The sequence below is a fragment of the Marivirga salinae genome (genome assembly GCF_030503855.1).
Classification (GTDB): Bacteria; Bacteroidota; Bacteroidia; order Cytophagales; family Cyclobacteriaceae; genus Marivirga; species Marivirga salinarum.
Genome location: NZ_CP129971.1, coordinates 3,095,382 through 3,110,962, shown reverse-complemented (window position 1 = coordinate 3,110,962; position 15,581 = coordinate 3,095,382). Strand labels below are relative to the sequence as shown.

General features: G+C 33.7%; 14 protein-coding genes. 11 read left to right on the top strand and 3 right to left on the bottom strand.

Translation table 11 applies throughout. From position 1 onward, the window contains the following. Positions 1-82: 82 nt before the first annotated feature. The gene (locus QYS49_RS13030; protein ID WP_308347841.1) at positions 83-844 is read right to left on the bottom strand and encodes an alpha/beta hydrolase; all 762 of its coding nucleotides are present in this window, start codon (positions 842-844) and stop codon (positions 83-85) included. Positions 845-1,103: 259 nt separating this feature from the next. On the opposite strand from QYS49_RS13030, the gene QYS49_RS13025 reads away from it, so the two are divergent. The 11 genes from QYS49_RS13025 (at position 1,104) to bshB1 (ending at position 13,316) form a co-directional block, all read left to right on the top strand. Then, a complete protein-coding gene (locus QYS49_RS13025; protein ID WP_308347840.1) occupies positions 1,104-1,496 on the top strand; it encodes a hypothetical protein in 393 nt (130 codons plus the stop codon). 59 nt (positions 1,497-1,555) lie between these two features. Continuing rightward, positions 1,556-4,045 carry a PIG-L family deacetylase gene (locus QYS49_RS13020; protein ID WP_308347838.1) on the top strand — a complete coding sequence of 830 codons (2,490 nt, stop codon included), beginning with the start codon at positions 1,556-1,558 and terminating at the stop codon, positions 4,043-4,045. A gap of 153 nt (positions 4,046-4,198) precedes the next feature. After that, positions 4,199-4,648, top strand: a complete 450-nt coding sequence (locus QYS49_RS13015; RefSeq protein WP_308347836.1) for a MarR family winged helix-turn-helix transcriptional regulator — start codon at positions 4,199-4,201, stop codon at positions 4,646-4,648. Between the two features lie 40 nt (positions 4,649-4,688). Further along, positions 4,689-5,048, top strand: coding sequence for a DoxX-related protein (locus tag QYS49_RS13010; protein ID WP_308347835.1), 360 nt, complete (start codon positions 4,689-4,691; stop codon positions 5,046-5,048). A 9-nt stretch (positions 5,049-5,057) separates the two neighbouring features. After that, complete coding sequence (locus QYS49_RS13005; RefSeq protein WP_308347834.1) at positions 5,058-6,053, top strand: alpha/beta hydrolase; 996 nt, start codon at positions 5,058-5,060, stop codon at positions 6,051-6,053. Positions 6,054-6,162: 109 nt separating this feature from the next. Further along, positions 6,163-7,797, top strand: a complete 1,635-nt coding sequence (locus QYS49_RS13000; protein ID WP_308347833.1) for an LptF/LptG family permease — start codon at positions 6,163-6,165, stop codon at positions 7,795-7,797. Between the two features lie 69 nt (positions 7,798-7,866). After that, positions 7,867-8,142 carry a 30S ribosomal protein S15 gene (gene rpsO / locus QYS49_RS12995; RefSeq protein WP_308347832.1) on the top strand — a complete coding sequence of 92 codons (276 nt, stop codon included), beginning with the start codon at positions 7,867-7,869 and terminating at the stop codon, positions 8,140-8,142. Between the two features lie 150 nt (positions 8,143-8,292). Then, complete coding sequence (pnp, locus tag QYS49_RS12990) at positions 8,293-10,434, top strand: polyribonucleotide nucleotidyltransferase (protein ID WP_308347831.1); 2,142 nt, start codon at positions 8,293-8,295, stop codon at positions 10,432-10,434. A 103-nt stretch (positions 10,435-10,537) separates the two neighbouring features. Continuing rightward, positions 10,538-11,401, top strand: a complete 864-nt coding sequence (locus QYS49_RS12985; protein ID WP_013452378.1) for a sigma-70 family RNA polymerase sigma factor — start codon at positions 10,538-10,540, stop codon at positions 11,399-11,401. A 120-nt stretch (positions 11,402-11,521) separates the two neighbouring features. Then, entirely contained in the window at positions 11,522-12,490 is a 969-nt protein-coding gene (gene trxB / locus QYS49_RS12980) for a thioredoxin-disulfide reductase (protein ID WP_308347827.1), read from the top strand. Positions 12,491-12,596: 106 nt separating this feature from the next. Then, on the top strand, positions 12,597-13,316 hold the full coding sequence (gene bshB1, locus QYS49_RS12975; RefSeq protein WP_308347826.1) for a bacillithiol biosynthesis deacetylase BshB1: 720 nt from the start codon (positions 12,597-12,599) through the stop codon (positions 13,314-13,316). A gap of 347 nt (positions 13,317-13,663) precedes the next feature. Here bshB1 and QYS49_RS12970 read toward each other — a convergent pair whose 3' ends face one another. Further along, on the bottom strand, positions 13,664-14,884 hold the full coding sequence (locus tag QYS49_RS12970) for a glycosyltransferase family 2 protein (protein WP_308347824.1): 1,221 nt from the start codon (positions 14,882-14,884) through the stop codon (positions 13,664-13,666). After that, positions 14,884-15,525: a pyridoxamine 5'-phosphate oxidase gene (gene pdxH, locus QYS49_RS12965; protein ID WP_308347823.1), complete on the bottom strand. Its 642-nt coding sequence runs from the start codon at positions 15,523-15,525 to the stop codon at positions 14,884-14,886. Before pdxH ends, QYS49_RS12970 begins: the two co-directional genes overlap by 1 nt. Positions 15,526-15,581: the final 56 nt, after the last annotated feature.

Sequence of the window (15,581 nt, the reverse complement as noted above, 5' to 3'; positions counted from 1 at the left end):
TAATAGGCTCTAATTAAATTAAAAACAAATCTATTATAGATTATAACTATAGAAAAGCGTGCGAGTTTAATATTTCGGAATTTTAATTATTGTTATTCTTTATAAAAGCTTCAATCCAATCATATGTTTTATTATTACTATTAAAAAACTGAAGAATCATTGGAGCATGCTTTTTACCCTCTTGGAGATGATAATTAGGATCAGGCACGATTTCTTTATACTCTTCTAAAAATCTCTTAGTGCTAGAAAGTATTCCTGGCAAAGTATTTCCACCCATCATTATGAGTAAAGGTGGATCATTCTCATCAATATAATAGATAGGAGAGTGTTCTTTCCAAATTACAGAATCGTTAGTGAATGTTTTCAAATAAGAAGTACCTGCAGGGTAATTTTTCTTTTTCAAAAAAGTGTACATATCTAGGCCAGCTGCATCTATCAAAATCGCCCCTTTGATAGGATTTTTGATGTCTAAAGCTTCAAAGTATTCATCTTTAGTGCTAAGAAGAGCTGCTAAATGGCCTCCAGCGGAATGTCCAGATACATATATTTGATTTGGGTCACCTCCATAATTATCGATATTTTCCTTCACCCATTTAACAGATTGAGCAGTTGCAGTAGTCATATCTGAAATAATATATTCAGGACTTAAAGGATAATCAATAATGACTGCTACCATCTCTTTACGGGCTAATCTTTTACCGAAAAAACTATAGAGTTCTTTTTTACCTGAATCCCAGCTGCCTCCATGAATAAAAATGAAAACTGGTTTAAGTGTTTCTGACTTTTTAGGTGAAAAAATATTGAGATGCTTTTCTGGTAAATTCTCATTAAATCCCTCCTTCATGTAAGCTATGTCTTTAGTTTTCGACACCTTGCAGGAAGATAAGGAAACTATTAAAATGAAGAGTAGGGAAGGAAATGAAATTCTTATTACTTTAATTAGATTAATCTTTAACATACTTTTTTAACTCTTTAGTTAACTATAAGTTTAGCCTTTATAATTATCCTGCAAAGATGATTGCAATATTTTACAATACCATTAGATAGAATAAAATAGGAAATCCTATCTACAAATATTATTTTTGATATTTTAACTATAAAGTATGATACAAGCTTGGATGCGAGGTGTTTTATTAATTGCCTCAGTATATAATGTTGCCTGGTCGGTTTTTCTTTTTTGGAGCCCAAACAGTTACATAAAATGGATGACAGAAGGTGCTCAGAGTGAGAATGAATGGGTTTTTTACCAAGCAATTGGGATTCTCGTAGTGGCTGTTTTTCTTTTTATGGGTTTTTTAAAACCACTTAAGTTTAGATGGTTTATTTTACTATCTTTTATCGCAAAACTAATAGGAGGCATTGCAGTCTATTCATTAATCATGGAGTCCCAGTTTACCAAAAAATTTATGTTCCATTTATTAATGAATGATTTGGTTTGGTTATTTCCCTTGCTTTCAATTGCTATTGCTGCATTTAAATCAGAAAAAAGCCGCTGAACGATAATCGTTTGTTCAGGGATAGAATTTTACTTAAATCGACCTAAAATTTTACCATAATGAGATATATATTATCGATTTTAATAACCATTTCTTTTGTTTCATTCTCAAATGCTCAAGTAAAGGAGCCTGTCCCAGCTTCTAAAATTTTGCATCAAATGCAAAAATTAAAAAATACGACTCGTGTTTTATATTTGGCTGCGCATCCAGATGATGAAAACACTCGATTTATAGCATATGTTGAAAATGGCAAAAAATTTGATGCCGCTTATCTTTCTTTAACTAGAGGAGATGGAGGCCAAAACGTAATTGGTCCTGAATTAAGGGAAGGACTGGGGCTAATAAGAACCCAGGAATTATTGGCAGCGAGAGAAATAGATGGAGGGAAGCAATTTTTCACTCGCGCTAACGACTTTGGTTATTCTAAAAACCCTGATGAAACTTTTAATAAATGGGGCAAAGATGAAGTGCTTTCGGATGTGGTTTGGACCATACGAAATTTTCAACCTGATATTATTGTAACAAGATTCAATAAAACTCCTGGAATTACGCATGGACATCATACTGCTTCTGCAATTTTAGCCCATGAGGCTTTTAATATGTCGGGAGATAAAAATGCATTTCCGGAGCAATTAGAATTGACCAACACCTGGCAACCTAAGAAAATTTATTGGAATACATCTTCATGGTTTTTTAGAAGAAATGAAGATTTTGATAAGTCGCAATATATTACTGAAAACGCTGGTGGTTTCTCTCCATTATTGGGAATTTCTTATACGGAAATGGCAGCTTTAAGTAGGAGTAGACATAAATCACAAGCTTTTGGTACCGCTGGAAGTAGAGGAGATGAGATTGAATATTTTGAATATTGGGAGGGACCTGAAAATGAAAAGGATTTATTTGCTGGAGTAGATCATTCTTGGAACAATTTCAAAAATGGAAAAGCCATACAAAAAGCAATAGAGCAATTAATCAGAAATTTTAAATTAAGCAATCCAGAAGCCTCAATTGATCAGCTTTTTGTAGTTAAGAATCTTATTGAAAAATTGGATGATTCTGCAATTAAAAAAGATAAACTTAAAGCAATCGAACAATTAATTCTTAAATGCTCAGGCTTTTATCATTTACTTTACCATGATAATCCATACGCTTCTCCTGGAGATGAAATAAGCATCGACTTGGAATTAGTAAACCGATCTAATGCTGATATTCAGCTTATTTCAACAAAGATATTGCCTACTAATGAAGAGTTATCTGTGTCAGGAGATTTAGATAATAATCAAGTAAAATTAGAAAGCTTTTCAGTCAATATCCCCAATGATTTCCCGTATTCTAATCCATATTGGTTAAATGATCCATCAGCCAACGGACTTTATAAAGTGGATAATCAAAAATTAATAGGCAAAGCAGAAAATCAAGCAGCTATTAAGGCAGAGGTTACATTAAATATTAATGGCAATAATTTATCATTTCAAACTCCATTAAAGTATAAATCCTCTGATAGAATTAATGGAGAGATTATTCAGCCTTTCTATATAATACCACCGCTTTCAATTGAATTTGCCGAAGAGGTTTCAATTTTCACTACTAAAAATCAGGAAAAGGAAATTTCTATTAAAATTAAGGCCTTGAAAGATAATGTTTCAGGGGTATTGGAATTAAAGTTGCCGTCTGCTTGGACTGCAGAAACACCACAAAATGATTTGACTTTTGAAAATTTAGTGAGAAACTCAACCAAAGATTTTAAAATTAAAATTAAATCAGGAGATAAGGAAGGGAAATTCGATCTCAACGCATTTGTGAAAATTGATGGAAAATCAATTGATAAAAGTGTTCAAGAAATACAATATGATCATATCCCAAATCAAATTATTATAAGAAATGCCCAACAACAGTTAGTTTTAGCGGATGTGAAAATTAAAGGAGAAAAAATTGGTTATATAGAAGGAGCAGGAGATGCAGTAGATGAAGCTTTGTTAGCGATGGGATATCAAGTTGATTTTATTGATATTGAAAATATTAGTGTAGATGAACTGAAAAAATATGATGCCATAATAGCAGGAATAAGAGCTTATAATGTTAATGCTTCGTTGCAAATACACTATGGAAAGATGAATGAATATATGAATTCAGGTGGTGTTTATATGGTTCAGTATAATACTACCTATAGCTTGCCTGATACAGATTTTTGGCCTTATCCTTTAAACTTGTCTAGAGACAGAATAACTGTTGAAGAAGCTTCTTTGGAATTTATAAACCCTGATCATTTATCTTTGAATTACCCAAATGAAATTACTTCTAAAGATTTTGAAGGATGGGTACAAGAAAGAGGACTCTATTTTCCTGATAATTGGAATAGTAATTATGTACCAATTTTAGCTGGTAATGATCCTGGCGAAAGCACTAAAAGGGGAGCATTATTAATAGCTGATTACGGCAAAGGAAAATTTGTTTATACAGGTTTAAGTTTTTTCAGAGAATTACCAGCTGGTGTTCCTGGTGCCTATCGTTTATTAGCTAATTTATTAGCTAATAAATCCACTCCATAAATTAATTTTAGTGCGTTTATCAAAAATATTCAATGGTTGGTCGATTAAATGTTTAAACACGGAAACAAAAAGCATACTTTCGTGTTTAATGTAGTGACAATACACATGAAAGTAAATTTTAGTTAATACAACCTGATATAAAATACAAATAAAATGAAATTAGAAGAAGAAATTAAGCAGTCAAAATTTGAAACTGAAAGACAAAAAGCTATTTTGAATGTTATCTATACTGCTAATTGGATTGGCTCAGTTCAACACAAAATTTTCAAAAAGCATAAATTAACTTCGCCTCAGTATAATGTTTTAAGAATTTTAAGAGGGAAATTTCCTGACCCATTAACAGTCTCCTCAATTCAGGAAAGAATGTTAGATAAAATGTCCAATGCTTCACGATTGGTTGATAAACTGGTAGAAAAAGGATGGGCAGAACGTTCAACCTGCATGTATGATAGAAGGCAAGTTGATGTAGTGATTACTACTTCTGGACAAAAATTATTGAAAGAAATTGAGCCGGAATTGTTAAGCTTCCATAATGAGGAAATGGTATTAACAGAAGAAGATGCAGCAGCAGTTAATCAAGCATTGGATAAAATAAGAGGATAATTTTTTTTATATTGGGTTGTTTTAATCAATGAAAATTAAAATGAGCCTAATAGTCAATATCGGAAGATTTCTTTTTGCTATTCCTATGGTAATATTTGGGGTATTTCATTTTGTAAATACAAGAACTTTACAAAATGTGGTACCCTCTTTTATTCCAGGTCAAACTTTCTGGGTTTACCTAACAGGTGCAGCTTTAATAGCTGCAGGATTAAGTATTATAATTAAAAAACAAGTACAGTTAACTTCAAATCTTCTTGCCCTGATGCTTTTGGTATTTGCATTTTTTGTGCATTTCCCTTTAGCTTTAGAAGGAGATCAATTGGCTGCTAGTTCCTTTTTAAAAGACATTGCAATAGCTGGTGGAGCATTAATTTTAGGTGATTATTTTAAAAGTAACTAAGCACAATTCATGAAAGTTTTTAAAAAGATAGTATTTGGATTATTGATTATTATTGTTGGTTTAGTTGTAACCTATCTTTTAGGGCCTAAGATCGATACTCCCATTTTCTCAAACACTTTACCGGAGATCCCTGCTGATATTCTAACAATAGAAAGTTGGGTTAACGAAAATGAAAATGAGTTTAGTGATATTAAACCAAATAATCAGGCCCAAATAATTTGGAATGGCGAAAAATTTAGTCCAACTAAATATGCTGTTGTTTATTTGCACGGTTTTGGAGCAAGTCATCAAGAGGGACATCCTGTACATAGAAATTTAGCAGATAGTTTAGAAGCTAACTTATTTTTAGCACGTCAAAAAGGTCATGGTTTATCATCGCAAGAGGCTTTTAAAGGTTTAACGGCAAATTCTTATATGTTGTCTGCGATGGAGGCTTTTGCTATTGGGCAGCAATTAGGTGACAAAATTATTATAATAGGCACTTCTACTGGTGCGGCACAAGCTATATGGCTGGCAGCCCAGTTCCCTCAATTAGTAGAAGCCTTAATTTTATATTCACCATACATTGCATTGAAAGATCCATCCACAGAGAAATTAGTTTTAGGCCCATGGGGAGAATCTTTAACAAAATTAGTGATGGGAGGAGATATAAACCATGAAAATAGACCTGATTCAGTTGCGGCCTACTGGTCTGAAGATTATCACTTAGATGCATATTTTTCTCTTTTTAGCATGATAAATGAAAGTATGAAGCCAGAAGTTTTTAATACAGTAAAGTGTCCGGTTTTTATGGCATATTATTATAAAGATGAAGAAAATCAGGATGATGTTGTTTCAGTCCCAGCTATGAAAGAAATGTTTGAGCAATTGGCCACAGAAAATAAAAAAGCATTAGCATTTCCGAAAACAGGAAATCATGTTATAGCCTCTGATTTACGCTCAAAGGATTGGGTAGGGGTGAGAGATAGCAGTTGGGCCTTTATTAAATCATCAGTATTAAAGTAAATTTTAATTCATTTACTGCTATTTTTAAATCTTTAGCATAATTCTTGTTTCTTTGCAGTTTAGATTTTTAATAGAAATAATTTTAGCATTTCAATTCAGTAGTTTTTGAATGAAGAAAATAGACAAATTAATCCTAAGATCATTTATTGGCCCCTTTCTTATCACGTTTTTTGTGGTAGTTTTTATACTATTGACGCAATACATGCTCAAGTATTTTGATGATTTTGTGGGCAAGGATTTAGGTTTTACAGTATTTGCGGAATTAATTGCATATTTCAGTATAAATATGACACCTATTGCCTTTCCTTTGGCTGTATTGCTTTCATCTCTTATGACATTCGGAAACTTAGGTGAGCATTTCGAATTAACTGCTATCAAAAGTGCAGGTATTTCGCTTGTAAGAGTTCTGAGGCCATTATTTATTTTTGTGGTGCTTTTAAGTGCTCTGGTTTATTATTCCAATAATTTTATTGTGCCAAAAGCTAATCTAGAAGCCTATAGTTTACTTTATGATATCAAACAGAAAAAACCTTCAATAGATATTAAGGAAGGTGCATTTTATGGAGGTATTCCTGGATACAGCATTAAGGCTAATAAAAAATATGATGATGATAAATCTTTAGGCGATCTCATTATTTATAACCATTCTGATCGAAAAGGAAATACTGAAATTATACTTGCCGATTCCGCTTTGATGTATACCATTTTGGGAGATAAATATCTTGTAATGGAGCTTTTTGATGGGAAAAGTTATACGGAAGAAGATGCGAATAAGCCTAATAAACCTGCCAATTATGTAAGGAATGTATTTCAACATAATAAGGTTGTATTTAGCTTAGCTTCTTTTGAAATGGAGCGTACAGATAAAGAGCTGTTCTCCTCTAACAGATTAATGAAAAATGAAAATGAATTGCGTTATGATGTTGATTCAATGCGGAATGATATAATCGATTCTAAAAAAACAATTTATCAATACACATCCAGATTCTTCACTCAACACATGAATGATGTTGAAGATATTAAACCACCATCAGTAGTATACTGGGAAAAAATGAAAGCAGATACTACCGATGTTTCAGGGCCAGATTCATTGAAAAAGAAAAATCAAATACTTTCCAGTGAAAGGATTGAGGCGCTTGATAGCAAAAAAGATAAAGGTATAATTAACGATTCATTAAAAATCAAGGATAAACTTAAATTAAGTAAAACACCAAAGAAGTTTAATGTTCATGGAATAGCTTCATATGATCAAGAATTAATTGATAAAGTTGATAGTGCTTTTAATAAAAAAAATAATGGCATGTCAACTAATATAGTGGACAAACCCAGGTTCGCTAAAAATAGATTAAAAGGAGAAAACAGAAGAATCGATAATCGTGAATTTGAAATTAATGTATACGCGATTGAAGCTAATTCAAAATTATCACAAGCAGTTGCATGTATTGTGATGTTTTTAATAGGTGCACCATTGGGAGCTATCATCAAAAAAGGAGGTTTAGGTTTTCCTGTTATAGTTTCAATCCTATTCTTCATTGTTTCCTATGTTATTAATACAACAGGCATAAAATTGGGTAGAGCTGGTGATATTAGTAATTTCTGGGCAGTTTGGGCTTCAAATTTCATATTACTTCCTTTTGGATTATTCTTCTTAAGACAAGCTAGAAATGATTCTAGATTATTTGAAACCGATTATTATGCAGTTAAAATTGCCAAGGTTTTCAAGTTTTTTAAGAAGGAAAAATAAACAGACTTTTTGATCACAAAAAAATATACGTATATTTGCGCCTTTAAAAATATTTAATAAACGCTAACTATGTATTTAGACACAGAAAAGAAAAAAGAGCTGTTCAAAAATCATGGTCGGTCAAAAGCAGATAATGACACAGGTTCAGCAGAATCTCAAATTGCGCTTTTCACCTACCGAATCAGTCATTTGACGCAGCATTTAAAAGTTAACAAGAAAGATCACTCATCAAGAAATGGTCTTTTAAAACTTGTAGGTAAAAGAAGAAGATTATTAGATTATCTTCATGATAACGAAATTGAAAGATACAGAGCAATTATCGCTGAATTGAATTTAAGAAAATAAATTACTTTTCATTAAAAAAAAGGGAATCTTATGGGTTCCCTTTTTCCATTATTAACACCTCATTACGAATACCACATCTTTTATAGGACGTGTATAGCAAATGCGGAAAATTAACAACAAGACGAGAAAACAGTAAAAAAACTATTATTTATGGCTATACCAAATGCAATAAAAAAAACATTCAACCTACCTGATGGAAGGGAAATAAGCATAGAAACAGGAAAATTAGCTAAACAAGCTGATGGATCAGTTGAAGTAAGAATGGGTGACACCATGATTTTGGCTACCGTTGTTTCCAACCAAGAAGCAAAAGAAGGCGTTGATTTCCTTCCTATGTCAGTAGATTACCAAGAGAAATTTGCTTCCTCAGGTAAAATACCTGGCGGTTTCTTAAAAAGAGAAGGAAAACTTTCTGATTATGAAGTTTTAACTTCTCGATTAGTGGATAGAGCTTTACGTCCATTATTCCCATCTGATTACCATTCTGAAACTCAAGTATTTATTCAATTATTCTCATTAGGAGAAGATGATTTACCTGATGCATTAGCCGCATTGGCAGCTTCTGCAGCTTTAACCGCTTCAGATATTCCTTTTGAAGGCCCAATTTCTGAAGTAAGAGTTGCTAGAGTAAATGGTGAGTTTATCGCCAATCCTACTGCTAAGCAACTAGCTGAATCAGATATAGATATGATAATCGCTGCAACTATTGACAACATCATGATGGTTGAAGGCGAAATGAGAGAAATCTCAGAAGCTGAAATGGTGGAAGCAATTAATTTTGCTCACGAAGCTATAAAGCCTCAGTGTCAAGCACAGTTAGATTTAGCTAAAGATGCTGGCAAAACTGAAAAAAGAGAGTACAATCACGAAGAAGAGCCTAATCCTGAATTAGAAAAAGAAATTTTTGATAAACACTATCAGCAGTATTTTGATATTGCAGCAAAAGGTTTAGCGGATAAAAAAGAAAGAGGAAGACTTTTCAAAGAAATTAAAGATAGCTACATAGAGGCTATTCCTGAAGATTCTGAAATCAGTATTTCACTGGTTAAAAAATATTTTCAAGACACTCAAAAGAAAGCGGTTAGAAATGCCACTTTAGAAACAAGAAGCAGACTTGATGGTAGAAAATTGGATGAAATCAGACCAATTTGGAGTGAAGTAGATTACTTGCCTTCTGCTCACGGATCAGCTGTTTTTACTAGAGGTGAAACTCAATCCATTACTACTGTGACGCTTGGTACTAAGTTAGACGAGCAAATGGTAGATGGAGCAGTTCATTCTGGATACAACAAATTCATTTTACATTATAACTTCCCTGCATTCTCAACTGGTGAAGCAAGACCAAACAGAGGTCCTGGAAGAAGAGAAGTAGGACATGGTAACTTAGCTTTAAGAGCATTAAAGCAAATTTTACCTTCTCCAGAAGAATTACCTTACACAATTCGTGTAGTTTCTGATATTTTGGAATCAAATGGTTCATCTTCTATGGCAACGGTTTGTGCTGGCTCATTAGGATTGATGGATGCTGGTATTCCAATTAAAGCACCAGTTTCTGGTATTGCAATGGGATTGATTTCTGATGCAGAAACTGGAAAATATGCCATTCTTTCTGATATTTTAGGAGATGAAGATCACATTGGTGACATGGACTTCAAGGTTACAGGTACTGAGAAAGGTATCACAGCTTGTCAAATGGATATCAAAGTGGACGGACTTTCTTCTGAATTGTTGATGGAAGCATTGAACCAGGCAAAAGCAGGTCGTGACCATATCAGAAATGAAATGTTGAAGACTATTGCTGCACCTAGAGAAGATTATAAACCAAATGCTCCGAGAGTTGTTAATATCGAAATCGATAGAGAAATGATCGGTGCGGTAATCGGACCTGGAGGAAAAGTAGTTCAAGAAATTCAAAAAACTACTGGTGCTACTGTCGTGATTGAAGAAACTGAAAAAGGTGGTAAAATCAATGTATTTGCTGTAAATAAAGATTCTTTAGATCAAGCAGTAAAATGGATCAAAGGCATAGTAGCTAAACCGGAAGTTGGTGAAGTTTACGATGGAATTGTGAAAGCAATTCAACCTTATGGTGCTTTCGTTGAAATTATGCCAGGCAAAGATGGTCTATTACATATTTCTGAAATCAAGCATGAGAAAATTGATAATTTAGAAGGAATTTTAGAGATAGGAGAAGAGGTGAAAGTGAAGTTGATTGATATCGATAAAAAGACTGGTAAACTTAGGTTATCTAGAAAGGTTTTATTGCCTAAGCCAGAAAAAGAAGAAAAATAATTTCATTTTTACGGAAATATTTACATTTTTGATGTAGAGTGGGAACTGTTTGGTTCCTTCTCTACGTTAAGAGTTCGTTTAAATTTTAACTTAATAATAATTAATGAGACAGCTCAAGATTAGCAAGCAAATCACCAATCGGGAGAGTCAATCCCTCGATAAGTACTTACAAGAGATAGGTAAAGTAGATTTGTTGACTCCAGACGAAGAAGTAGATTTAGCCGTTCGGATTAAACAAGGTGACCAACTTGCACTTGAAAAATTGACTAAAGCCAATTTGCGTTTCGTTGTGTCTGTGGCCAAACAATACCAGAATCAAGGTTTATCCTTAGGAGACTTGATTAATGAAGGAAACTTAGGTTTGATCAAAGCAGCACAAAGATTTGACGAAACAAGGGGTTTTAAATTCATTTCTTATGCAGTATGGTGGATCAGACAATCCATATTGCAAGCATTGGCGGAACAATCTCGGATTGTACGTCTTCCATTGAACAGAGTAGGATCTTTGAATAAGATATCTAAAACCTTCTCTACTTTGGAGCAAAAGTTTGAAAGAGAACCATCTCCGGATGAGTTAGCTGAAGTTTTAGAGGTTACTTCTAATGAAGTGGTTGATACCATGAAAATCTCTGGTCGTCACGTATCCATGGATGCACCTTTCGTTCAAGGTGAAGAAAATAGCTTGTTGGACGTATTGGAAAATGACGGTGAAGAATCTCCTGATGATGAATTAATGAATGATTCATTGAGAAGAGAAGTACAAAGAGCCTTATCTACTTTAACTCAAAGAGAAGCAGATGTAATCACGCTTTACTTTGGATTGAATGGTGAGCACTCAATGACACTTGAAGAAATAGGAGAGAAATTCAATTTAACAAGAGAAAGAGTACGACAAATCAAAGAAAAAGCTATTAGAAGGCTTAGACATACTTCCAGAAGTAAAGCCTTAAAGCCTTACTTAGGATAAGATTTTCGTAACAAATGATACATAAAAGGTCTTTTTTAAGACCTTTTTTTATTTAATTAATTAAATTCACATCTGTTTTAGCAGAAGACCGTAACATTATTCAAGAAATTATTGAGCGTTATGACAGAAGAAAAAGTAAATGTACTTATTGTAGGTTCAGGACCAGCAGGATATACAGCCGCTATTTATGCAGCAAGAGCTGGTTTGAAACCAGTATTATATCAAGGTGGACAACCAGGTGGTCAATTGACCATTACGAATGATGTTGAAAATTACCCTGGATATCCAGATGGTATTAATGGTCCACAAATGATGGTGGACTTTCAAAAGCAAGCAGAAAGATTCGGTACTGATGTTAGGTTCGGATTAGCTACTAAGGTCGATTTTAGTGGATACCCTCATAAAGTTATTATTGACGATAAACACGAAATCACGGCTAATGCTGTAATCATTTCTACAGGTGCTTCGGCCAAGTGGTTAGGATTAGAATCTGAACAAAGATTAAACGGATTGGGAGTTTCTGCCTGTGCTGTTTGTGATGGTTTCTTTTACAAAGGACAGGATGTAGTGGTAGTAGGTGCTGGAGATACTGCTGCCGAGGAAACTACTTACCTTTCTAATATTTGTAATAAAGTGACCATGATTGTTAGAAGAGATGAAATGAGAGCTTCTAAAATCATGCAAAGAAGAGTAGAGAAGGCTAAAAACATTGAAGTTCTATGGAATACTGAAACGGAAGAAGTTTTAGGTAAAGATGAAGTTGAAGGCGTTAGAGTGGTAAATAATTTAACAGGAGAGAAAACAGAAATTAAAGCAACTGGATTCTTTGTTGCAATTGGACACAAGCCAAATACCGAGATTTTTAAAGATTTCTTAGATTTAAATGAAGCCGGTTACATTATCACTAAATCTGGTAGTACAAAAACCAAAGTAGAAGGTGTTTTTGCTTCAGGTGATGCACAAGACTTTATTTATCGTCAGGCTGTAACAGCGGCAGGAACTGGCTGTATGGCTGCATTGGATGCCGAGCGATTTTTGGCTGAAAAAGAAGATGAATTAGAAGAACAAGAAGTAGCTGAAAAAGCGTAAATATCATGAGGAGAGTTTCACTCTCCTTTTTTATTGAACTTATTAATGTTGGAACACTAATTGTAGGTGTAACCTTGTTAGTGTTAAGTATTATTAAAAAAAATCTATGAAATTAAGTATTTTAGCATTTGCTGCACATCCAGATGATATAGAACTTTCATGTGCGGGTACTTTAGCCAAGCATGCGGAAATGGGAGAGGACGTTGGGATTATTGATTTAACGGAAGGAGAAATGGGTACTCGTGGAACTCCTAAGTTAAGATTAGAAGAAGCTGCAGCAAGTGCAGATATTTTGGGTTTAAAAGTTCGTGAAAATTTAGGCTTTGATGATGTTTTTTTTAAAAATGACCTTGCACATCAGACTGAAATAGTTAAAAAAATTAGACAATATCAGCCCGATATTATCCTAGCAAATGCAATTTCTGATCGACATCCAGATCATGGTAGGGCTGCTGATCTGTTAACCGAATCTGTATTTTTAGCGGGCTTAAAGAAATTTGAAACTACAGATGACAATGGGAATATTCAGGAAGCATACCGACCCAATAAAGTTTATCATTACATTCAAAGCTTGCCTATCACACCAGACTTTGTAGTGGATGTTAGTGATCAATGGGAGAAAAAAATGAAATCAGTAAAAGCTTATGATTCTCAATTTCATAAGCCTGGTTCAGAGGAGCCAGAGACTTATATTTCAAGTCCAAGATTTATGAAAATGATTGAAGCCAGAGCAATGGAATTTGGTCAAATTATAGGCGTTGACTATGCTGAAGGCTTCACGGTAGAAAGATATTTAGGCGTTAAGGATTTGAATGGGCTTATCTAATTACGAATTACTAATTTTTGAATTACGAATTTATGGGCTGCAGTTTACTGTTTTTCAGCATCTAATCATATAGTCTTTCTTAAGGGCCTATCAATGGTGAATTTTATTGTATGACTTCCAAGTTAGAAAAAATCGTCATCCCTTTGAATAAAGGGATCTATCCAAATTGAAACTTTGTTTCAATTATCTAAATAGCAATATCCATTAAAAGCCTGATAAACACCTACTATTTTTAGACACTATAGATGTTTTTTATATTTTAATCTTTGATTAAAATCAAAAGATCCCTGTCTGCGCAGGGATGACGCACGGATTAACCCTTACAAAGATCTTGTTTCAATTATCTATCAGACCTCAGTATCCAATTTCCTATAAATCTCCAACAATTCTAAAGCCTCTAAATCACCATTTTGTTGGAAGCCAATTTCCTTCAATAATTTACGTGAATGAACGACTAATCCCTTTTCAGAGCAATAGTTATCTCTCAGATAATGAACCAATTTCAGCATTTTAAAGCCATTAAACCATTCGAAAAACCTATCTCGAAAGTGCTCTTTATTTTTTGATTGGGATTTTATCTTTTCCAATTCGATTTGCAAGCCAGAATCCTTTAAAAACTCCAATATCACTTTTGGGATATTGTCAATAAAGCTTTCGTTATCTATTTCCTTTAAAAGCTCCTTTATTAATCTGAAGCTTTCAAAGTCATAGCTTAAATTCAAGTCTTTCGATTGGCTTTGATGCTCTTGCATGGCTCTACCAGTTCCAAAAGGTACTCTGTCTGATAATCTGGAAGATGGGATTACTTTGGTGGTAGAAATAGTATGAAAATTACCCAGCGGAATGATCTTATGTAGAAAATAAAAGTCCTCTCCGGCCTTTCTTTGATTCATTCCGCCTTGCTTTTGATAAACTGAAGAACGAACTGCCATACTGGAACCAATCGTATGAAATGCAAAAGGATATCCAGTATATTTCAATGCTTGGATATAATAGCGCAAATGCAATTCGTATAAAATAATAGCTTCATTGATTTCTCCATTATCTAAATATAAGGGGTGTTCGTAGTGAACGGAGACACCTGTGCAATTAATGTTATTTAAAAAATGCTTTTCTATTTCTTGTAAATAATTGGGAAGACATTGGCTATCAGCATCAAAACAAAGAATGACTCCATTTTGATTGATTGAATTAAACCTATAAGCAGCTTCATCCATTCCAATTTTTCTGGCCAATCCGACCCCAGCCTTTTTAGCAGGTAAATCAAAAGCTTTTATGATATGGAAAGTCAATTCCGAAGGATTTTGATTTACGAAGCCTTCAATTTCTTCTACTGTTTTTTGGCTTTGGTTTTTTACTTCCTGTTCAACATTTTCAGGGTGATTAACTACCAATATGATCTCCACAGGATAGTTGGTTTCTTTACATGCAACTAATGATGTTAAAGTAGGAATTAAATTCTCTTCTTTATAAACAGGTATGACTACATTAACAAAAGTCCCTCTTTTTATAGGCTCATCAATAAATCGGTCAGGGTACGCATATCGCTCAAAATATAAGTTTGACATCAAGGAGCTAATCTTTCAATTTGCCAATTCTTTGATTCTGAAAAAGTATATCGAATTCTATCATGCAATCTACTTGGTCTGCCTTGCCAAAATTCTATCATTTTTGGTTTTATAGTATAACCGCCCCAATGTGGTGGTCTTTCTACATCTTTATCTTTAAACTTTAACTCGATTTCTTCAAGTCGCTTATTCAAAACATCTCTGCTTTCAATGGTTTCGCTTTGAGGAGATACCCAGGCCCCAATTTGGCTTCCTCTTGGTCTACTTTTAAAATAAGCATCACTTTTGGCTTCATCCACTTTCATAACTTCTCCGTCAATTCTTACTTGTCTTTCGAGTTCAGGCCAAAAGAAATTCAAAGATACAAAAGGTGATTTTTCCATTTGCTGACCTTTTGAGCTATTATAATTGGTATAGAAAACAAATTCTTCATTTTCAACTCCTTTTAATAGAACAATTCTTGAAGTTGGCTTATTTCCTTCAATAGTGGATAGGGTCATGGCATTGGGCTCCATAATTTCAGCATTTAGCGCCATGTCAAACCAGCTTAAAAATTGATCTACAGGGTTTGCATCTACTTCTGAGGCCTTTAAACTAAGGGCTGTGTATTCTTTTCGGATGTCTGCTATGGATTTCTTCATATATTTTTTTGAGATTTCTCTTTAAATTATTAGCGGCTTAATAATTTTAAAATTAT